At 72.5% G+C, this 21,136-nt stretch carries 12 protein-coding genes; 2 read left to right on the plus strand and 10 right to left on the minus strand.

Translation table 11 applies throughout. The annotated features are described in order from the left end of the window. Positions 1-480 precede the first annotated feature (480 nt). From F5972_RS33765 to F5972_RS33805, 10 genes are all read right to left on the minus strand, one after another. Positions 481-1,704 carry an NAD(P)/FAD-dependent oxidoreductase gene (locus F5972_RS33765; protein ID WP_150939699.1) on the minus strand — a complete coding sequence of 408 codons (1,224 nt, stop codon included), beginning with the start codon at positions 1,702-1,704 and terminating at the stop codon, positions 481-483. A gap of 30 nt (positions 1,705-1,734) precedes the next feature. Next, positions 1,735-3,075, minus strand: a complete 1,341-nt coding sequence (locus F5972_RS33770) for a metallopeptidase TldD-related protein (RefSeq protein WP_150939701.1) — start codon at positions 3,073-3,075, stop codon at positions 1,735-1,737. Then, entirely contained in the window at positions 3,059-4,441 is a 1,383-nt protein-coding gene (locus F5972_RS33775) for a TldD/PmbA family protein (RefSeq protein ID WP_191910445.1), read from the minus strand. The genes F5972_RS33770 and F5972_RS33775 overlap by 17 nt, the downstream gene beginning before the upstream one ends. Then, positions 4,432-5,349, minus strand: a complete 918-nt coding sequence (locus F5972_RS33780) for a methyltransferase domain-containing protein (RefSeq protein WP_150939704.1) — start codon at positions 5,347-5,349, stop codon at positions 4,432-4,434. Before F5972_RS33780 ends, F5972_RS33775 begins: the two co-directional genes overlap by 10 nt. Beyond that, on the minus strand, positions 5,304-6,824 hold the full coding sequence (locus tag F5972_RS33785; RefSeq protein WP_150939706.1) for a radical SAM/SPASM domain-containing protein: 1,521 nt from the start codon (positions 6,822-6,824) through the stop codon (positions 5,304-5,306). Before F5972_RS33785 ends, F5972_RS33780 begins: the two co-directional genes overlap by 46 nt. A gap of 127 nt (positions 6,825-6,951) precedes the next feature. Continuing rightward, on the minus strand, positions 6,952-7,086 hold the full coding sequence (locus F5972_RS39080) for a hypothetical protein (RefSeq protein ID WP_259402773.1): 135 nt from the start codon (positions 7,084-7,086) through the stop codon (positions 6,952-6,954). 105 nt (positions 7,087-7,191) lie between these two features. Further along, positions 7,192-8,814, minus strand: a complete 1,623-nt coding sequence (locus F5972_RS33790) for an OPT/YSL family transporter (protein WP_150939708.1) — start codon at positions 8,812-8,814, stop codon at positions 7,192-7,194. Positions 8,815-9,064: 250 nt separating this feature from the next. Further along, entirely contained in the window at positions 9,065-9,793 is a 729-nt protein-coding gene (locus F5972_RS33795; RefSeq protein WP_225312136.1) for an MIP/aquaporin family protein, read from the minus strand. Positions 9,794-10,085: 292 nt separating this feature from the next. Next, positions 10,086-10,301, minus strand: a complete 216-nt coding sequence (locus F5972_RS33800; RefSeq protein ID WP_150939712.1) for a hypothetical protein — start codon at positions 10,299-10,301, stop codon at positions 10,086-10,088. A 46-nt stretch (positions 10,302-10,347) separates the two neighbouring features. Further along, positions 10,348-10,536 carry a hypothetical protein gene (locus F5972_RS33805; protein WP_150939714.1) on the minus strand — a complete coding sequence of 63 codons (189 nt, stop codon included), beginning with the start codon at positions 10,534-10,536 and terminating at the stop codon, positions 10,348-10,350. A gap of 459 nt (positions 10,537-10,995) precedes the next feature. Between F5972_RS33805 and F5972_RS33810 the strand changes: the two genes are divergently transcribed. Then, positions 10,996-14,379 carry a LamG-like jellyroll fold domain-containing protein gene (locus tag F5972_RS33810; RefSeq protein ID WP_191910446.1) on the plus strand — a complete coding sequence of 1,128 codons (3,384 nt, stop codon included), beginning with the start codon at positions 10,996-10,998 and terminating at the stop codon, positions 14,377-14,379. Between the two features lie 66 nt (positions 14,380-14,445). Beyond that, a complete protein-coding gene (locus tag F5972_RS39085; protein WP_150939718.1) occupies positions 14,446-21,120 on the plus strand; it encodes an RHS repeat-associated core domain-containing protein in 6,675 nt (2,224 codons plus the stop codon). The last annotated feature ends 16 nt before the right edge of the window (positions 21,121-21,136 follow it).

The raw sequence follows: 21,136 nt of genomic DNA on the forward strand, positions 1-21,136 counted from the left end.
CCCGCACGAGCGCGGCGTGCGTCGGGAACCCCAGCTCGGCCCGCGCCTCGGCGTACGCGTCGAGCCAGCGCCGCCGTCCCTCGCGCAGCCGCTCGCCGACGTCCGCCAGGGCGGCCCGGACATCGGCGCGCCGCCGGTCGTCGGTGACGGTCCGCGAGAGGGCGACGAGTTCCCCGTGGGTGAGCGTCCTGCCGTCGGCCTCGGCGGTGACGGTGCGCTGGAGCAGCCGCAGCCGCGCGGTCGCCTCCGTCAGCCGGACGCGGAAGTACCAGAGGACCAGCTCCCCGGCGTAGTGGAGGTCTCCGTGCTCCAGGGCCAGGAGGACGAGCCCGCCGTCGGTCAGCCAGGTGAGGCCGCTTTCCGGCAGGGCCGGAGGATCGTCGCCCTGCCCCGTCGCGGCCAGCCAGCGGGCGTGTGCGACCCGGGCCTGGAGCGCCGCGAGGTCCTCGACGTGACCGGCCAGATAGCCGGGAACCGCGGTCACGACGGGTCCACGGAGGCCGCCGGGGGCAGGCCGAGCACCTCCGAGGCGCCGTCGGCGACCTTCTGCCAGAAGTCGCGCCGGTCCTCGGGGAGCCCGGCGAACAGCTCCGAGCAGCGGCGGGTCATCTCCAGTGCCAGCCCGGGATGGGCCAGCACGCCGCGGATCCAGGCGAGCTGGCCGGGCTCCGGCGGGTCGATCCGCAGCCCCGCGAGCCCCGCCCGGACCTTCCGCCCGACGCGCTCGTCTAGAACGGACGCGTAGCTCGCCTGGGCCTGCGGCGTGTCGCCGTCCACCGCGAGCGGCACCGTGGCGGCGAGCGTCTCCGCCGCCGCGCAGGCGTCGGTGATGCCCGCGCCGAACAGCGGGTCCTTGTGGCAGTAGGCGTCGCCCGCCAGCCGCCAGCCCGGCCCCGCCGGCTCTCGGTGGAAGTTCCGCAGGCTCTTCGACGCGTACACGGGCGAGACCCGCCGCGCCGTACGCAACCGGGCCGCCATGGCGGGGATCGACCGGAGCAGGCGCTCGTATCCCTCGTCCGCCCGGATCGCCGCGTACTCCCCCACGGGCGCCGACAGCATGACCACCCATCGCCCGCCGTCGCAGGGCCCGGCCTGGAGCACGTGGCCGCTGTCGTGCCACAGCTCCAGCGCGGGCGAGGGCAGCGGGACGACGTCCTCCCAGTAGGCGTGGAACGTGCAGCGCATGGCCCCGGCGTCGAAGGTCGCGGCCGCGCCGGCCTGCCGGGCGGTCGGAGAACCCCGCCCGTCCGCGCCCACGACGATCCTGGCCTTCTCCGACCACCCCGCGCCCTCGATGCCGATGACCTGGTCACCGTCCCGGCGCAGGGACCGCACCGGGCTGCGCTCCCTGATCTCGGCCCCGTGCCGGCCCGCGGCGCGCAGCAGGATCCCGCTCAGGGTCTCCCGGCGTACGCACAGGTTGTAGTGGTAGGGCGAGCGGGGCAGCATGGGCGCGCCGTAGTAGCCGCCCTCGACCTCCAGGTGCCAGCGCCGCAGCGGCGGCGCGCCGGTGGCGAGCACCTCGTCCAGCACGCCGAGCCGGTCCAGGAAGGCCAGCGTCGTCGGGCCGAAGAAGTGGGTGGAGACGGCCGGGGCGGGCAGCCGGGTGCGGTCGCACACCAGGACCCGCAGGCCCTCCCGCGCGAGCAGGGCGGCGCTCGCGGCCCCGGCGACGCCGCCGCCGACCACGATCACGTCATACATCGGCCGCTCCTCGCGTCATGTCCCGCCGTGTCATGTCCCGCCGGCCAGCACGAACGGCAGGCGGCCCGACCAGACCCTGCTCACGGCCCACCGGCGGTCGCTGACCGCGCGGAAGCGGCGGCCGAGCACCTCGCGCAGGTCGAGGGCGATCGGACGCTGCCGGAGGATCCCGGCCACCCGTCCGTCCCTGATCAGGAACCCGAGCCGCAGCCTGCCCTCGACGACCGGTGAGAGGCCGGCGCGCTGGTGCCCGCCCATCAGCGACTCGACGAGCACCCCCTCGCGTACGCCGGCCAGCAGGTCGTCGAAGGAGCCGACCCCGGCCGGTCCGGCGGACAGCGTCGCGCCGTTCAGCACGGGCGTGGCGGGCTTGAGCACCGTGCGGCGCAGCGCGTTGCCGCGGAACCCGTGCCCGGTGGGCGCCGTCCCGCACGCGGCCGCCGTACGGACGCTGTGGTAGGCCCGGACCGGGACACCCCGCTCGACCAGCGTGAGGGGCGCGCACGGCACGCCGTCGTCGTCGCTGCCCGGCCAGGCCAGCCCGCCGGTGCCCTCGTCGTCCGGCACGACCGGCTCCGAGGGGTGGTCGCGCAGGCAGATCGAGGGGTGCAGGAACGGCTCGCCGAGACGCCCGGCGACGAACGAGCGGCCCGCGGTGACGGCGGTCCCGTTCAGCGCGGTGACCAGCGGGGTGAGCAGGGTGTGCACCGCGGACGGCGCGAGCAGCACGTCGTGGTCGCCGGACGGCGCGTCGGCGGCGGGCAGCCCGTCCCAGCCCGCCGCGGCCTCCAGCCACGCGGAGAGCGCGGCGGGCAGCTCCGGCGTCCGGGTCCAGCCGGTCCAGGGCAGCTGGACGGCCGATCCCTCCGCCAGCGCGGCGACGTGGAAGAACCGGTCCGAGGTCGTGGTGCGCCCGTCCGGGGCCGCGCGGTGCACCGCCTGCTGCGTCCGGGTCACCGTGCCGTGCACGGTCAGCCCGGCCCGGCGTTGCAGCGCGCCCAGCCGCTCGGCCAGGAGCCGTACGGACCGGGTTCCCTCGTCCACGGCGGACGTGTCGGTGGCTTCAGGGGCGGTGTTCCGCCCGACGACCGGGTCGGGTGACGCCGGGGGCCCGTGCGCCGCGTTCCGTACGGCCTCGCCGACCAGCCCGTGCACGTCGTCGAGGCGGGTCGTGGTGGCCGTGCCCACCCGGCCGCGGTGGTGCACCCGCAGGCACAGCGCCGTCTCGTGCGCGGACCTGACCAGGTCGGGCACGCCCGAGCCGACCTCCACCACGGTGTCGTCGCGCTCGACGGCCATGATCTCCCAGTGGCCGGCCTGGGCCGCGGCCTCGGCTCCGACCTGTTCCAGCCGGTCAGCCAGAGGTGACACGGATGCCTCGCAATCGCAGCGCGGGGGCCCAGGAGCTGACCGGCAGCGGGTTCTGGCCCTGTTTGCCGCAGCTCGCCGAGGTGTCGCCGCGCCACTGTTCGCGGCCGATCGCGTCGATGGCCGCGAAGGCGCCGAGCACGTCGCCGGACAGCACCACGCCTCTGACCCGGCCGCGGACCTCGCCGTCGCGGATCTCCCGGCACTCCGCCGGCAGGAAGGTGAAGCCGGCGCGGTCGGTCTGCCCGCCGAGCACGCCCCGGGCGAGCAGCCCGCGCGCCACCCCGCCGATCATCTCCTCCTCGGACGCGCCGCCGGGGGCGATGGCGATCGTCCGCAGCCGGGGCAGCGGCGGGTGGCGGAAGTTCAGGGCCCTGGCGTTGCCGGTGGGCTCCTCACGGAAGGCCGCCGCGGTGGAGCGGTCGTGCAGCCGGGGCCGGGTGACGACACCCTCGCGCAGCAACTCCACCGCGGACCCCGCCGTGCCCTCGTCGTCCACCGGCACGAAGCCCCGCGCGCCGGGACGCCCGGGGTGGTCGACGATCGTCAGCATGGACGGGCCGACCCGGCGCCCGGGGGCCAGGGACCGTTGCAGGCGCGCGTCCCCGAGGTGGTGGTCGGCCTCGGCGAGATGCCCGATCGTCTCGTGGGCCCAGATGCCGGCCAGCGGGCCGTCGCAGACCACGTCGTACTCCCCGGGCGCCACGACGGGGGCGGCGCGCAGGTCCACGGCGGTCGCGACGGCGGCCTCGACCTCCGGGGCGAGGCCCCGCACCACGGAGAAGTCGCCGCCGCTGCCCGCCGACACCGACCCGGCGGTCCTCGCGGCGCCGCCGTCGGCGTAGACGGTGATCTGCAGCGTCAGGTCCCTGCGCCGGTACGCGACACCGGTCCCCTCGCTGGTGAACAGCTCCACGTCCGCGACCGACTCGCGGTAGTAGACGAGCGCCCCGGTCACGCCGGGATGCGCGGCCAGCGCCGCCGCGTGGTAGCCGCCGAGCAGTTCCGCCTTCTCCGCCAGGCCGACCGTCTCGGCGAGCTCACCGGTCTCGCCGGGAAGGTCGCCGTCCCGGTAGGGCCGGTGTGCGGCGAGACGTCCCGCCGCACACCCCAGCTCCACGGCGTCGCGCACGGCCCTGCGCAGCACCGGCCCGGCGTCCACGGCGGTGCTCGACGCGAACGCCGACCCCGACCGGCCGATCACGCGGGCGCAGCACCCCTCGTCACGGCTGGTCACGCTGCTTTCCAGGCCGTCGCCGCGCCACACCAGGTCGACGGTCCTGGCGCGTTCGACGCGTACCTCGGCGTAGTCGCCGGCCCGGAGGCCGACGTCCCGGAAGAGCGCGGGCGAGGCGCCGGTCAGCAGCACGGTTGCGCGGGGCTGTCGTCCCGGTAGGCGAAGATCATGGCGCTGGTGACCTGCGCGCCGTCGCGGTACGGGACGAGCCCGTCGCTGCGCATGTCCACGCTGCCGAAGCCCGCGCCGAGCACCAAGTCGCGGTACTGGCTCTCGGTCATGCCCACCACGCACCGGGCGAAGTCCTCCGCGCCGGCGGACTCGCCGGCCGCCACGTCCGCCGGGGGCGGGCCGTCGTCGGAGTACACGACATCGGAGATAACCGCCACGCCGCCCGGGCGCAGGACGGCCGCGACCGCGTGGAGCACTTCCTTCTTGTCGGGGAACATGCCGAGGACGCAGTTGCTCATCACCACGTCGACGCTGGCCTCGCGCACCGGCGGGCGCCGGATGTCGCCGACCCGCACGTCGATGTTCTTGAGCCCCATCTCCTTGGCCGCGCGGCGAGCCGTCCTGACCATCTGCATCGACGCGTCGACGCCGATGACCCGGCCCGTCTCCCCCACACGGCGCGCGGCGATCAGCAGATCGAGGCCGGCGCCGCAGCCGAAGTCCACGACCGTCTGCCCGGGCCGCAGGCCGATCGCGTTCATGGGCGAGCCGCAGCCGCTGGACAGCTCCAGGACCCAGTCGGGGATCTCGGCGAGCTCCTCCGGCGTGTAGACCGACGTGGGAGAGCAGCACAGCGTGCTGGTGCCCTGCACCGCGAGCGCGTCGTACCGCTTCTTGACGTGCGTCTCGACGGGAACGGGACCCTGGTCGGCCAGAGCCGCTTCCGGCGCCGAGCAGCAGCCCGACGCCTGGTCCGCGGTCTGCGGGGCGCACCCGCAGGCGTCCGGCTCGGTGAGCGTCTCGGCGGCCGTCCGCGGGCGGATCAGCTCATCCAGGGAAACGAACCCACGCGTGTCATCTGATCCCACGTTCCCTCTTCTCCTTCCGGTCGGTTCGCGTGCTCCTGCTGCCGGCGCAACGCCATGGGCAGCAGGTAGGCCAGCTGGGTCTCGACACGCGTCGTGATGCTGGACACCTTCGGGCAGTAGCAGGTGTTGAAGTCGCCGCCGTTGGCCGCCCACGCCTTGATGGGGCAGCCGCCGCCCCCGCAGAACAGCTTCACGTTGCAGTCGCGGCACATGGGAACGGTGTCCACGTGGCGGTGCCGCCAGGGATCCCGGTAGCCGGCCGCGTAGCTGAACTCGGGGTAGAACGTCCCGCAGGCGTGCTGGGGACGGCCCACGGTCTCCGGGCAGCCGTAGATCTTGCCGTAGGGGTCGAAGGCGACGACGCTCGTGCCGGCGCTGCACCCCTGGAGGTTGGGCCGCAGCCGGTCGCCCTCCAGGACGGCCGACCTGATGCGGGCCAGGTCGGGCTGCAGCATGCGGTCCACCAGGGGGTTCTGCTTGACCATGCTCCAGAAGGCCTCCTGGAGCCCGGGCTTGACGTCTCCCCGGACCATGCGCTTGCGCTTCTCCTCGGGGTGGTCGGGGGTGACGTACAGGAACGTGGTGGCCTTGGTGAAGCCGTTGAACAGGCGGATCTTCGGGTGGTCGAGCCACCCCTTGGCCTGCGCGAACTCCGCGAAGCGCGGCATGTCGTCGACGCTGTCCTCGTCGACGAGCACCCGGATCAGCACGCGGATGCCGGCCTCGGCGGCCACGTCGATGCTGCGCTCGATGAGCTCGAACGTCGGCTTGCCGTTGCGGAACACCCGCCGGGTGTCGTGGGTCCTCGGCGTGCCGTCCAGGCTGACCTGGACCTCCTCGCAGCCGTACTTGAGCAGCATCGGCACGTACGCGTCGAGCGCCACGCCGTTGGTGATCGCGGTGACCGGGTAGCCGCGGTCGTACGAGCCGCGCAGGATCTGCTCGACGGCGCCGCGCTGGTAGGCGGTGTCCAGCAGCGGTTCCCCGCCGAACAGGGTGATGTACGGCGGGCCGGAGTTCTGGTGCCGGTCCTGGATCTCCGGGATCGTGTCGAACGCGGCCTCGATCATCTCCTCGTCCATGCGCGGGCTCTTGGTGGTCAGCTCGCCCTCGAAGCAGTACGGGCACGCCAGGTTGCACACGAACGACGGGATGAACATGAACTGGAACGGCGCTTCCTGGATCGCCTGGAAGTAGCCGTCGACGATGGCGCGGTAACGCGCCTCCTCCTCGACCGGGTCGGTGCAGACGTATCCGCGTTCGAGCAGGCCGGCCACGAGCTCACGGTCGACGGCGGCGTCTCCGGCGCGGACCCGTTCCAGCACGGCGACCTCGGCGGGGGTGACGATGTCCATCGATCCGGACACCGCGTTGGCGAGGACGCTCACCTTGCCGCTCTCGTCGAGATAGGCAGGGTCCAGGGTGCCCTCGGGGAGCTCCACCGAGAAGGTGACGGTGTTCGGGCTCACAAGCATGGTGTGTCTCCCAGAAACGGGGTCCGTGGTGCCGCCGGGGGGTGGGTCGTGGGATGGGTGAGGGGGTGGGCCGGGAGTCGGAGGGCGCGACAGGGGATACCTGTGTCGTACGGTCCGCCGGCCACGGTCACTCGCAGCCGTCGGGGTCGTTGGCCATGATGCTGGTCACGACGTCGAGGTTCTTCCGGCCGCGCATGGCGGTGCAGCAGTCGGTCTGCTTCTCGGACACTTCGGCGTTCTCGATCATGGAAATGGCGATCATAGGTATCACCTCCTCCACTGTGATCTCTGCCGCGCTCTCCGGCCCGCTCCCCGCCGCGACGCGGCGGAGAGAGTCGTTGGTGGGGCGCGTGCCCCAGGTGGCGGGTCACCGCAGGACCTCCCGCACGATGAGCACCGCGACGGTGATCAGGCCCTCGCCGATGATCAGTCCGGAGGCGACGATCTCGGTGCCGCTGCGCCGGCCGGGGTTGCGGCGGGTGAGCAGCCACTGGGTCAGGCCTCCGGCGGCGAGGGTCAGCGAGTAGGCGGGGGGAAGCAGCACCCCGAGGCCGATCATCGTGGGCATGGCCGAGGTGAAGGCCAGGCCCAGGCCCACCGGGCCCGAGACGGCCAGCGCGAGGGCCACGGCGCCGGGGTATTCGGCCGATCCCCGGACGGTGGCGTCCACGAACTGCACCGCGGTGGCCACGGGCGCGGGGAAGGAAGGCCCTCCGAGCACGCCCGCGCGGGTGAGCACCGCGATCACCAGGACGCCGACCACTGCGCCGGCCAGGCCGCCCGCCAGCTGCGTCCAGCCCGTCAGCCGCCTGGGCGGCTCCGGCAGGCCCTCGGGACGCTCGTGGGCGACCTTCACCGAGTAGGTGAAGTAGACCGCGGCGAGGGCCGCGCAACAGATGGTCGACGCCATGAGCAACGCCGCCGTCTGGTCCGCGCCCGATATGGCGAAGGCCACGACGCTGAAGTAGAGCGCCGGGGACAACGGCACCAGTCCGATCTCGCCGCCGGCCCGGGTGAGGAACACGGTCATCACGGCGAGCAGCACGACGCCGAGCAGGCCGTAGCCGAGGTAGCGCAGAAGGGACGGGTACGCCAGCGCCAGGAGCGCCGTTCCCACGAGGACCGCGACGGCGAGCCACCGCGTACGGCCCGGGAGCAGTCGGCCCCCCTGGAGGGAGCGCGCCAGCGGGCCGCGGACCCGGGCGATCGAGGCGACGGAGTAGCCGAGGATGAGGCCGACGCCGGCGGCGAGCACCCAGGGATAGGACAGATGGTCGGTGTAGGCCACCGGCCGGCCCGCTGTACCGTCCTGGACCCCCCACACGACGACGCTGTACGCCGCGCCGGCCGCCAGCCAGGCGCACGCGCGCGGGCCGATGAGGAACCCGACGCCGTACAGCAGCGGCGAGAGGGCCAGGGCCAGGTGGGTGCCCGTGACCTCCGGCGTGACGTCGTGGCCCCACAGGGCGACCCCCAGGGCCGACGCGGCGCCGACCCCGGCGGCGATGGGGAGCATGCGGCCGAGCCGGTCGCTCTCGCCGTCCTTCGGGGCGCTGAGCGACGCCATCAGGGTGATGGCCGGCTTCAGGGTCGGGTAGGGCAGTCTCTCGGCGACCACCAGCGTCCGCGCGACGAGCCCGCCGAGGAAGATGCCCAGGGCGTTCGCGGCCATCGCCAGCACCACGAGGAAACCCCAGGCCGGCAGCTCGCCGGCCCGCAGGACGACGGCTCCGATGCCGGTGTCGAGCGCGGCCGTGGCCATGTATCCGCTGGACGCGATGGAGAAGACGACGAAGAGGCCCTGCCAGCTGAGCGCCCCCGCCACCCGGAGCAGCGCCGCGCCCAGCGCGGCCACCAGCGCCGACCCGCCGAAGGAGGTGCCCGTACGGAACAGGACCAGCACGTTGAGGACGCACAGCAGCACGCCGATGGCGAGGCCGATGAGCGTGGCCCAGACGTACGAGCCCCGCCAGCCGGCGGGGGCGTCCACCGCCAGAGTCTCGCTCGCCGTGGTGGAGGATGCGGTGCGCTCCCTTCCTCCCACGAAGCGCCCCCCATCTCGACCAGATGAACTACATTGATAACTATCGATGTAGCCGACGGATGCACATTAAATTGGACCGACGGCAATGGTCAAGGGTCTTGACAGCATTGCTTATTCATGCAGATAGCCTGCGTTACGCGAACATGACGATACGTTTCGGAATTACGCCGTGCACACGCCGGCCAATCGCGTGGGGTCACAGCGTGCGATCGGCGAGCAGGGGATCGGCGTCCACCTGTCCGGCCGGCAGCGCGCCCGGATTGCGGCCGTACAGCCCGGCGACCAGGGCGAGACCGATCACGCCGCCGACCATCTGAGCGACGACGAACCCCGGCACCGAGGACGGGGCGATCCCGGCGAAGGTGTCGGAGAAGGCGCGGCCGACGGTCACGGCCGGGTTCGCGAAGCTGGTCGACGAGGTGAACCAGTAGGCGGCGCCGATGTAGGAGGCGACCGCGACCGGCGCCAGGCGGGCGTTCTCCGCGCGGACCAGCAGGAAGATGACGAGCACCAGCCCCGCCGTGGCGACCGCCTCGCCGATCAGGAGATGCCCGGCGGAGCGGTTATGGGTGGACCAGGAGACGGCGGCCCTGCCGAACATCGCGTTGGCCAGCACGGCCCCGCTGACGGCGCCGGCGATCTGGGCGGCGACGTAAACTCCCACGTCGGAGAGGGAAAGCTCGCGGTGCGCCCACCAGTCGGCCAGCGTGACCACCGGGTTGAAGTGCGCCCCGGAGATCGGGCCGAGGACGAGGATCAGCACCCCGAGCCCGAAGACCGTCGCCGTCGAGTTCTCCAGCAGCTGGAGCCCCACATCATCGGGCGAGAGCTCCTGGGCCATGATCCCCGACCCGACCACCACCGTCACCAGCAGCAGCGTGCCCACATACTCGGCCAGCGCCCGGCGGGGCAACGCCGGCCTCACCAAAGATCACCGATCCGGTCGAGACGGACTGACGAGTCACGCACGTTGAGGCCTCCCCTTGACATGACACACCCCATGACGCCCTGTCGTACGGCACCCGCCAGCCTCCCGGCGACGACCGCAAGCGCCCCTTTCAGTCCCATCCGAATCGATATTGACAGATATCAATGCGATTTGGTAGCGGCACTTACCAGGAGGTTTTTTCAGACACCACCCCGCGCGCCCAACCACGACAACACATTTCGGCCAGCCCCAAAGGCCGGAATCGGAAAAAGCATGCGATCGGCCGCCGTCAGGGAGGCGTGGACTCCACGCGCTCATCCAGTAGCTCCAGCGGCTCCAGCCCGGGGCAACCTGAGGTCGGGTGGAGGCCGGAGAGCGTGCGAGCGCCGCCCGCCACAGTGCTCACCGCTATGACACCGGCGGTGAACCGGGCGAGCACGGTGAAGGTACGGCGCTGGTCGCCCGGCCGGCGTTCCGGCGTCCGCGACCGGTTCCGCGGTTTCACGTCTGCATCCTCCAGTGTCGGCCGCGCTCACGGCCTGGTCACGACATTACGGGCGCCGGACGGGCCAGGCGTACGCAGCGCCCGGGCTCCCCCGCACCAGCAGCCCGGCGACCACCCCGAGCACCACACCGGCGGCCGTTCCGGCCAGCTCCAGTCGCGCGTCGTTGCCGATCGTCGGCATCTCACGCAGGAACACGTACGCGGCGACCGCGACGACGACCAACGGGAGGACCATGCGCGTCCGGGTCAGCGTCTTCGTGCCCGAGGTTGCTGTGGAGGACGTAGGCGAGCAGGCCGAGGTTGAGCAGGTACTGGGCGACGGTCGTCGGAGACTCCATGCGAGGTCGGCGAGGGTTCGACGAGGACCAGGCTTCCAGCGGGCGGCCTCGCCGCCATCGGCGTACGGATTGAGCCGCTCCCGCCGCTCGCTCCATCCGTGGGTGGAGAACGCCCGGCCCGCGAGGCGCGGGTGGAGAACGCGGCGCTCCCCATTGCGGCGTGCCCGAATTACGTGAAACCGCCGTGAAAGTGACCTTCCCTACCTTGATCGTGATCAGCACCGATGCCGCCCGCGGCCGGTGTCCGAGTTGTCCGTGAGGTGAAGGTGACTTTCCGCCCACGATCCCGCCCGCGATCCCGCCCGCTCTCCCGAAACGAAGACGACGGCAGGCGACGACGACGGCGGCTCGCCGCCGTGCTCGCCGTACCGGCACTGCTTGTCACGTTCGCGCACGCCCTCGCCCTGCCCGCGGCGGCCGGCCCGGCCGCCGCGCCGGGCCTCGTCGCCCAGGACGGTTATCCCGACCCCGAGCCGCTCCCCGGAGAGGACGCCACGGCCATCCGGCAGGCGAAGGACACCGGGCAACCGGTCGAGATCATGTCGCAGCGCACGGAGACCACCCAGGTGTTCGCCGAGCCCGACGGCAACCAGCGCATGGTCGCGAGCCTCTGGCCGAGCCGGGTGAAGAAGGGGGACACCTGGGCCACGGTCGACCTCGGCCTGATGTGGCGGGGAGACGGCACGCTCGGGCCCTACTCCGCACCCGTGGACATGACGTTCTCCGGCGGCGGCGACGGGCCGCTGGTCCGGATCGTCAAGGACGGCGTCACGCTCACCTACACCTGGCCGGCGCCGCTGCCGAAGCCCCTCCCGCTGTACGAGACCGCCACCTACGAGGAGGTGTTCCCGGGGGTCGACCTCAAGCTGACGGCCGGCCTCGACGGCTTCTCGCAGGTGCTGGTCGTGAAGACCCCGGAGGCGGCGCGCGATCCGCGGCTGGCCGAGTTCCGGATGAAGGTCCAGGTCAGCGGGGGCACGCTGAGCCTCGATCCGACCGGCAACGCCACCGTGCGCGACCCGGGCGGGAAGGTCGTCCTGCACGGCAGCGCCCCGCAGATGTGGGACTCCTCCGGCGCGGAGGACGACAGCGGAAGCCGTTTCGTCGGCCCGCTGACCGGGGACGCGATCGGCACGGTCGCCGCCCGGCTCGACGCCGGCGCGCTGGTGCTCACCCCCGACCAGGCCTTCCTGCGGACACCCGGCCTGACCTACCCGGTCTACGTCGACCCGCCGATGTACGGCGCCGGACGGCTCGCCTTCGCCTACGTCTCCAAGCACTTCGCCTCGACGAAGTACTACGGCACCAGCGACGTGGCCAAGGTCGGCTACTACAACGACCCGTACGTGCCGTCCGGGCCCACGACCGACACCTACCGGTCGTTCTTCCGGATGAACACCTCGCCGGTGAACGGCAAGCACATCGTCAAGGCCACCTTCCGCGCCTACGAGACGTACTCGTGGTCGTGCTCGGCCCGCGAGGTGCAGCTCTGGCTGACCGGCTCGATCGGCACCGGCACCACCTGGAACGCGCAGCCCGCCTGGAAGCGCAAGATCGCCTCGGCCAGCGTCGCGAAGGGCTACAGCTCGAGTTGCGGCGCCGGAGGCGTCGACTTCGACGCCACGTCGGCCGTGACGGAGGCGGCGTCGAAGAACTGGGCGAACCTCACCCTCGGCCTGCGGGCGGCGAGCGAGAGCGACAAGTACGGCTGGAAGAAGTTCCGCAACAACCCCTCCATCGAGATCACCTACAACACCACCCCCAACGTGCCCGACCAGCTCTCCACCCAGGTCGGTGCCAGCGCGTACGTGCCCTGCGCGACCGGGACGGCCGCGCCGTACGTCACGACGCTCACACCGACGCTGCGGGCGAGGGTGACCGACGCCGACGGCGCGAAGGGCCAGACCGTGCGCGCCCACTTCGAGTGGTACGCGATCGGCGGGGCGAAGCTGGGTGAGCGCATCACGTCCTACGTCGCCTCCGGCACGCCCGTCACCGCTCCGCTCACGGTCACCGACGGGGCGAAGATCAGCTGGCGGGTGCGGGCCCAGGACGGCGTCGCCACCAGCGGCACCAGCGGCTGGTCGGGCTGGTGCGACATGATCGTCGACCGGACCCGGCCCTCCGCGGCGCCCGGCGTGGCCTCCACGGACTATCCCGAGACGCCCTCGGGAGGCGACCCGGTCCCCGGCGGCGGCGTCGGCCGGATGGGCGTCTTCCGGCTCACTCCCGGGACGGTGACGGACGCCGGCGGCTACCTCTACGCGCTGAACAGCGACGACCCGGGGACGGCGACGGCCGTGAACGCCGCGGCGGACGGCACCGCGACCGTGAAGGTGACCCCGCCCCGCGACCTGCTCAACGTGCTGTACGTGTGGATCCGCGACAAGGCGGGCAACGTCGGCCCGTACAAGCGGTACGAGTTCAGCGTGCGGCGGGCGACCTCGCCGGTGGCGATCTGGTCGCTCGACGAGACCTCCGGCACCGTGGCCGGCGACTCCTCGGGCAACGGCTACCAGGCCACGCTGACCACCGGCGCCACCCGCGCCCCCGGCCGCGTCTCCGGCGCCGTACGGCTCGACGGCGTCCAGGGCACGATCACCCCGTCGAAGCCGGACGGGATCATCCGCACCGACCAGAACTTCAGCGTGGCGGCCTGGGTGCGGCTCACCGACAAGAACTCCTATCGCACGGTGCTCAGCCAGGACGGCGTGAACCGCGCCGGCTTCTCCCTGCAGTACCACATCGGCAGTGACCGGTGGGCGATGGCGATGGGCTCCGCGGACAGCGTCGCCTCGCCGACGTACTACCACGCCAAGTCCGACGCGGCGCCGGTGACCGGGCGGTGGACGCACCTCGCGGCGTCCTTCGACGCGGCGACCGGGCGGCTGCGCCTCTTCGTGGACGGCAGGCCGCAGAGCACGACGGCCGTGCAGCCCACCCCGTGGAACGCCGCGGGCAGGTTCGTGATCGGCCGGGCCCTCGGCGGGTCGGAACAGTGGGCCGGCGACGTCGACGACGTGCGGGTCTGGGACCGGGTGGTCTACGAGAAGGAGGTCGGCGACCTGGCCAACCGTCCGGTGAAGCTGGAGGGCCACTGGAAACTCGACGAGACCTCCGGCACCGTCGCCCGCGACTCCTCGGGTAAGCCGAGCGACCTGGTCAGGGACGCCGACGCCACCGGCGCCTGCACCTGGACCGGCGGATGGGTGGGCGGCGCGGCCGGCTTCGGCGCGGCCGGGTGCCTGATCCGCACCAAGGCGCCGCTGCAGTCCGGCGCGGGGCCGCTGCTGCGCACCGACGGCTCCTTCACCGTCGCCGCGTGGGTGCGGCTGACCGACAAGGCCGACTACCGCACCGCGGTGAGCATGGACGGCGTCAACCGCAGCGGCTTCTATCTGCAGTACGACAAGGCGCAGGACCGCTGGCGGTTCAACATGCCGACGGCCGACTCCACCTCCGCCGTCTACACCGGCCCCTTCTCGATCGACCCCGCCGAGACCGGGGTGTGGACGCACCTCGCAGGCGTCTACGACCGGGCGAACAACCAGCTCAGGCTGTACGTCGACGGCAACCTCGAAGGCACCACCTCGTTCACCACGCCCTGGCAGACGAAGGACGCGCTGACCATCGGACAGGCGATCAACGGCTGGAACAAGTGGGTCGGTGAGATCGACGACGTGCGCGCCTACACCGGTGTGCTCTCCGACGACGAGATCTACGAGCTCTCCCTGCAGTAAGTCCTTCCCCCCATCGTCGGCGAAGGGCGTTCCCGCGCCCTTCGCCGGCAGCCGGAGGTAGTCACCATGGATTTCTCCCAGTCACGATCTCGCGGCCTCCGCCGCCGAACCGCCGCCACCACCCTCGCCGCCCTCGCGGCCTCCTTCCTGTACGCCCAGCCGGTGGCGGCCGCCGGCGACCGCTGGGATCCCCCCGACCCGCAGCGGGACCACCTGGTGGAGGGGACGCCCGTCCCGGTGAAGGGCGGGGCGGCCGACCCCGCCGAGCGAAGCGCGCTGAAGGCCCCGCCCAAGGTGGTGTGGCCGCGGGCGGGCAGCGCGACGGCCGACCTCTCCGCGCTCGCTGGAAAGACGGCCGCCCAGAACGCGACCGCCCAGAACCCGGACGCACAGAACCCGGCCGCACAGAATCCGGCCGCCGTCCGGGACGCGGGGGCTCCGGACGCGCGGCCGGCCCTCGTCGGGTTGTCCGGCCTGCCGGTGCGGATCGGCCCCGGAAGGGGCGTCGCCGAGGCCGCGCGGGCGAGCGCCGCCACCCAGCCGTCCCCCGCTCAGCCATCCGCCGCCCAGCCGTCCCCCGCCCAGCCGTCCGCCGCCCAGCCGTCACCCGCTCAGCCATCCGCCGCCCAGCCGTCACCCGCTCAGCCGTCCGCGGCGGCGCCGGGGAAGGTCCGGGTGGACCTGCTGAACCCGGTCGCCTCGTCCCTGCCCGGTGACACCGGGGTGCGGCTGCGGGTGACCCGCGCCGACGGCGCCGCGCAGGCCGCGCCGGTCACACTCGAACTGGACTACTCCGGGTTCCGCGGCGCCTACGGCGGCGACTGGGCGGCCCGGCTGCGCCTGGTGGAACTGCCCGCCTGCGCCGCGACCACCACCCCGGCCACCGGCCCGGCCTCTGTTCCCGCCGGAACCGGCGACTGTCCCGCTCCCCGGCCGGTGCCGGGGACGAACGACGTCGCGCGGGGCACGCTCACCGCCGAGGTCGGCGCCGCGCCCGTCACGTCGCCCGCCACGTCGTCCGCGCCCGCCACCGACGCGGCCCGGAAGACGGCCGCGGGCGCGGCCGGGAACGGCTCAGTGGCCGGCGCGTCCGCCTCGGGTGCCGGGCTCTACGCGCTGGCGGCCGCCCCCTCGGGCGGCACCGGCGACTACACCGCCACCCCCCTCTCCCCCAGCGCCGACTGGGAGGTGAGCCCGCAGTCGGGCGACTTCTCCTGGTCCTACCCGATGCGGGTGCCGCCGTCGCTGGGCGGCCCGGCGCCGGAGCTCGCCCTGGCCTACTCCTCCAGCGGCGTCGACGGGCGCACCGCGTCGACGAACAACCAGCCGAGCTGGGTGGGCGAGGGCTTCGACCTCAACCCCGGCGGCTTCATCGAGCGCAAGTACAAGTCCTGCGCGGACGACGGCGTCACCCCCAAGAACGGCGAGCTGTGCTGGGGCGGCGACAACGCCGTCGTGGTGCTCGGCGGCGGGGCCAACGAGCTCGTCCACGACGCCGCCACCGGCGCGTGGCGGCTGAAGAACGACGACGGGTCCCGGGTGGAGAAGCTCACCGGCGCCGTCAACGGGGACGACGGCGACGGCGACGGCGCCAAGGGTGAGCACTGGAAGATCACGCAGCCCGACGGCACCCAGTTCTTCTTCGGGCTGAACCGGTTGCCCGGCTGGGTCTCCGGCAAGCAGGAGACGGGGTCCACCTGGACGGTGCCCGTCTACGGCGACGACTCGGGCGAGCCCTGCCACAAGACGGCCTACGCCGACTCGTGGTGCCAGCAGGCCTACCGCTGGAACCTCGACCACGTCATCGACACCCACGGCAACACGATGAGCTTCTTCTATACGAAGGAGACCAACCACTACGGCCGCAACATGAAGGCCGCCGACGAGACGCCGTACACGGCGAGCGGTTACCTGGACCGCATCGAGTACGGCCAGCGCGCCGGGCAGGTGTACGCCAAGCTTCCCGTCGGGAAGGTCCTGTTCTCGGTGGACGAGCGGTGCGTCCGCACCTCCACGTTCGACTGCGCGCCCGCCAAGCTCACCAAGGCCAACGCCGCCTACTGGCCCGACGTGCCGGCCGACCTGCTGTGCGCCTCCGGCGCCGACTGCGCCAACCACGCGCCGGTCTTCTTCACCCGCAAGCGGCTGACCGCGGTGACCACCCAGGTGCTCAAGGACGGCGCGCTGACCGACGTCGACACCTGGACGCTGACCCAGTCCTTCCCCAAGCCCGGTGACAACATGAGCGCCGCGCTCTGGCTGGCGCGGATCCAGCACACCGGCAAGGTGGGCGGCTCCCTCAGCACGCCGCCGGTCGACTTCGACGGCGTGGAGATGGCCAACCGGGTCGACGCGCTCGAAGGCGTCGCGCCGATGATGAAGTGGCGCATCCGCAGCGTGAACAACGAGACCGGCGGCCGGCTCACGGTCGTCTACTCCGACCCCCAGTGCACCCGCGCCGCGCTGCCCCAGCCGCACGCCAACGGCAGGCGCTGCTACCCGGTGTTCTGGACCCCGGAGGGCGCGACCGCCCCCGGCATCGACTGGTTCCACAAGTACGTCGCCGTGCAGACGCAGGAGGTCGACCTCACCGGCGGCTCGCCGATGGTCCGCACCGACTACGTCTACAAGGGCGACCCGGCGTGGGCGTACGACGACCTGGAGCTCGCCCCGGCCTCCCGCCGCACCTGGTCCGCGTGGCGCGGCTACGAGAAGGTGCAGGTCGTCACGGGCGAGGCGCCCGACCGTCGCACGGCCGTCGAGCACCTGTTCTTCCGCGGGCTGGACGGCGACAAGCAGCCGAGCGGCACCCGGAGCGTCCAGGTGACCGACTCCGAGGGAGGAAAGGTCACCGACCACTGGAGGCTGCAGGGCTTCGAGCGCGAGACCCGGCAACTGGACGGGCCGGACGGCGCCGAGGTGTCCGCCACCGTCAACGACCCCTGGCTGCAGGGGCCGAACGCGACGGAGGGCTCCGATCAGGCCTACCGCCTCTCGGTGGCCAAGGTACGCGGCCGCAGCAAGCTCAGCACCGGCGCGATCCGCCGGACCGAGACCCGCAACTCCTTCGACGCGTACGGCTCGCTGACCTCGGTCGACGACCTGGGCGACACGGGGACCACCAGCGACGACCAGTGCCTGCGCAACACCTACGCCCGCAACACCGGCGCGTGGATCCTCAACGCGGTGGTCCGGAGCGAGAAGGTCGCGGTCGCCTGCGACACCACCCCCCGGCGGCCGGACGACGTCCTCGAGGACGTCCGGACGTACTACGACGGCGGGGCCTACGGCGCCGCGCCCACCAAGGGCGACGTGACCAGGACCGAGGACCTGCGCGGTTACGCGAACGGCCAGCCGGTCTACCAGCAGGCGGCGCGTGCCGTGTACGACGCGTACGGACGGAAGACCGAGAGCTACGACGCGGCCGACGCCAAGTCCACCACGGCGTACACCCCGGCGGCCGACGCGGCGCCGGTCAAGACGGTCGTCACCAACCCGCTCGGCCACACCGAGACCACCGCCCTGCGTCCCGAGTGGAGCGTGACGGCCGCCCAGGACGACGCGAACGGCCGGCACACAGAGCTGGCCTACGACCCGCTGGGACGGCTGGCCAAGGTGTGGCTGCCGGACCGGCCCACCGGTCAGAGCGCGAGCCAGGAGTTCACGTACACCATCGAGCAGGGCGCACCGGTGGCCGTCGCCACGAAGACCCTGAACAACGACGGCGGCTACGACGTCTCCTACGAGATCTACGACGGCCTGCTGCGCACGCGGCAGAACCAGCAGCCGGCGCACGGCGGCGGGCGCCTGCTCAGCGACACCGTCTACAACACCCTCGGGCAGATCGCCAAGGTCAACGACGTGTACGCCAACGCCGACGCCCCCGGCCCGCTCATCCTCGGCGTGGCCGACAGCGCGGTCCCGGCGCAGACGGTCTACGCCTACGACGGGCTGGGCCGCACCACCGCCGAGATCCTCAAGGTGATGGGCGACGAGAAGTGGCGGACCACGACCGCCTACAACGGTGAACGGACGGACGTCGATCCCCCGGAGGGCTCGACCCCGACGACCACGATCGCCGACGCCCGGGGCCGGACGGTCGAGCTGCGCCAGTACAAGGGCCCGTCGCCGGTCGGCGCGTACGACACCACCAGGTACGGCTACAGCCGCGGCGGGGAGCAGGACACGGTCACCGACCCCGCGGGCAACGTGTGGCGGACCACCCGCGACCTGCGCGGCCGGGTCGTCAGGACCGAGGACCCCGACCGGGGCACGACGACCTACACCTACGACGACCTGGACCGGATCACGACCAGCACCGACGCCGAGAACCGCACGCTGGCGTTCGAGTACGACGTGCTGGGCCGGCGCACCGCCGTCCACGCCGGGAAGACGACGCAGGACCCGACGATCGCGTCGTGGACGTACGACACGCTCCCCGACGGCACCTCCGTCAAGGGCATGCCCGTCTCCGCCACGCGCTGGAACGGGACGAACGCCTACGTCACGCGGGTCGACGCCTACGACTCCGCCTACCGGGCGACCGCGAACAGCTACGTCATCCCGGCGTCGGAGGGCAGGCTCGCGGGGACGTACACCTTCAAGACCCGCTACAACCCCGACGGCACGGTCCAGTCGGTCACGCATCCGGAGGCCGGCAACCTGCCCGCCGAGACGGTGCGCACCACCTACACCGACCAGGCGATGCCGCTGCAGACCCGCAGCGGCCTCGGGACGTACGTCAACGACACGCTCTACAGCAAGAGCGGCGAGGCACTGCAGGAACGCTGGGGTGAGGACGGCCGTCAGATCCTGAACGACTACACCTACGAGGAGGGCACCCGGCGGCTGCTGCGCCGGATCACCGACCGGCAGACCGACTCGAAGGTTCGGCAGGGCGACCTGAACTACGAGTACGACGAGTCGGGCAACCTCACCCGGATCGCCGACACGCCTCCGGCGGCCAACGCCGCCTCCGACATCCAGTGCTTCCGGTACGACCACCTGCGGCGGGTGTCGCACGCCTGGACCACCACCGGAGCCTGCGCCACCACCCCGGACGCGAACGGCGGCGTCACACCGAGCGGGGTCGGCGGCGCCACGCCGTACTGGAACTCCTACACCTACGACCTGACGGGCGCCCGGCAGACCGAGACCCGGCACGCCGTGAACGGAGCCACCGGCGACACCGTCAGCACCTTCACCTATCCGGCCACCGGGCAGCCCCAGGCACACGCCCCGAAGCAGGTGAGCACAACCGGGCCGGGCGTCAACCGGACCGACGCCTACCTCTACGACAAAACCGGCAACACCACCACGCGCCGGATCGGCTCCGCCGAGCAGACGCTGGAGTGGGACGCCGAGGGTCACCTCGCGAAGGTGACCGAGGCGGGCAGGACCACCTCGTACATGTACGACGCCGAGGGCAACCGGCTCATCCGGCGCGACCCGTCGGGGACGGTGCTCTACCTCGGCGTGATGGAGGTGCGGGTCGACACCGGCTCCACCACTCCGAGCGCCACACGCTACTACACCCACGGCGACCGGACGATCGCGGTCAGGGGCAACGACCAGCGGCTCACCTGGCTCGTCTCCGACCACCACGGCACGGCCGAGCTGGCGATCGACGCGGCCTCCCTGGAGGTCACCCGGCGGAGGTTCGACCCGTTCGGCAACCCCCGGGGCGAGCAACCCGGTTCCTGGCCCTCACAGCGGGCGTTCGTCGGCGGCACCGCCGACCTCTCCACCGGCCTCGTCCATCTCGGCGCCCGCGAATACCTGCCGAGTGAAGGACGGTTCCTGTCGGTGGACCCGGTGTTCGACTCCAACGAGCCGCAGAAGCTCAACGGGTACACGTACGCCGGCAACAACCCGGTCACCGAGAGCGACCCGGACGGCAACGACTGGGGCTGCATCCTCTGCGGTCTCCTGATCAGGGCGGTGACCGCGATCACCAGGGCGTTCATGGCGAGCATGAAGGCCATCCGGGACGCGTGGCACCGCTTCGTCGACTACCAGAGAAGGCTGGTCGAGCGGGCCCGCGAGCGGGCGCGGCAACTGGCCGAGGAGGCGCGCAGGCGCGCGGCGGAGGCGCGCAGGAAGGCCGAGGAGCTACGGAGGAAGGCCCAGCAGGCCAGGGAGCGGGCCCAGCGGGCGGTGCGGAAGCAGACCTCACGCGCCTGCCGGATGCTGATCGCCGGCTGCGACGTGCGGCCGCTCCTGAACCGGAGCGGCCTCGGCAAACCGTTCAGCTGTTCCAGCTTCCCCGATCCCGGGAAGTGCAACGAGAGCACCCGCAAGTTCGGGCGAGCCGTACACGAGCACCTCAAGGTCCAGGTGGGATACTGCGCGGGCCTCTGCGCGTCCCTCAGCTACCAGCGCGGGGTGGTCCAGCTCAGCGCCGGCCCCGGAGGGGCGGGAGTCGGCGGGGCCGTCCAGTGGGCGTCGGCGTCACCCGACGAACAGGGCCCGGTCGGCGCCTCGGTGTGCGGCGCGATCGTCATCCCGGTCGGCCCCTGCTACAGCGTCGGCCCCAAGGTCGACGAGGACGGCAACTGGAACGGCCTCCAGGACGCCAAGGGCATCGGCATCGCCGAGGGCGAGATCGAGCCCGCCGCGGAGTACAACGTGGTGACCTGGGACATCTCCAAGGGCCGGGCCGGAGTCAAGGGGCCGGGAGACCCGCTGCCCGGCCAGTTGCGGGACACCGTCTGCGACGCCTGGTGGGCGTGGCAGTGTTGATCGTGAAGTCGTTGAT

The organism is Microbispora cellulosiformans (assembly GCF_008728085.1).
GTDB lineage: Bacteria > Actinomycetota > Actinomycetes > Streptosporangiales > Streptosporangiaceae > Microbispora > Microbispora amethystogenes.

Bases quoted from the DNA above. Each gene is read 5' to 3' on its own strand.
- F5972_RS33765 (WP_150939699.1), bottom strand. From the start codon at position 1,704: ATGTATGACGTGATCGTGGTCGGCGGCGGCGTCGCCGGGGCCGCGAGC.
- F5972_RS33785 (WP_150939706.1), bottom strand. From the start codon at position 6,824: ATGCTTGTGAGCCCGAACACCGTCACCTTCTCGGTGGAGCTCCCCGAG.
- F5972_RS39080 (WP_259402773.1), bottom strand. From the start codon at position 7,086: ATGATCGCCATTTCCATGATCGAGAACGCCGAAGTGTCCGAGAAGCAG.
- F5972_RS33805 (WP_150939714.1), bottom strand. From the start codon at position 10,536: ATGGTCCTCCCGTTGGTCGTCGTCGCGGTCGCCGCGTACGTGTTCCTG.
- F5972_RS39085 (WP_150939718.1), top strand. From the start codon at position 14,446: ATGGATTTCTCCCAGTCACGATCTCGCGGCCTCCGCCGCCGAACCGCC.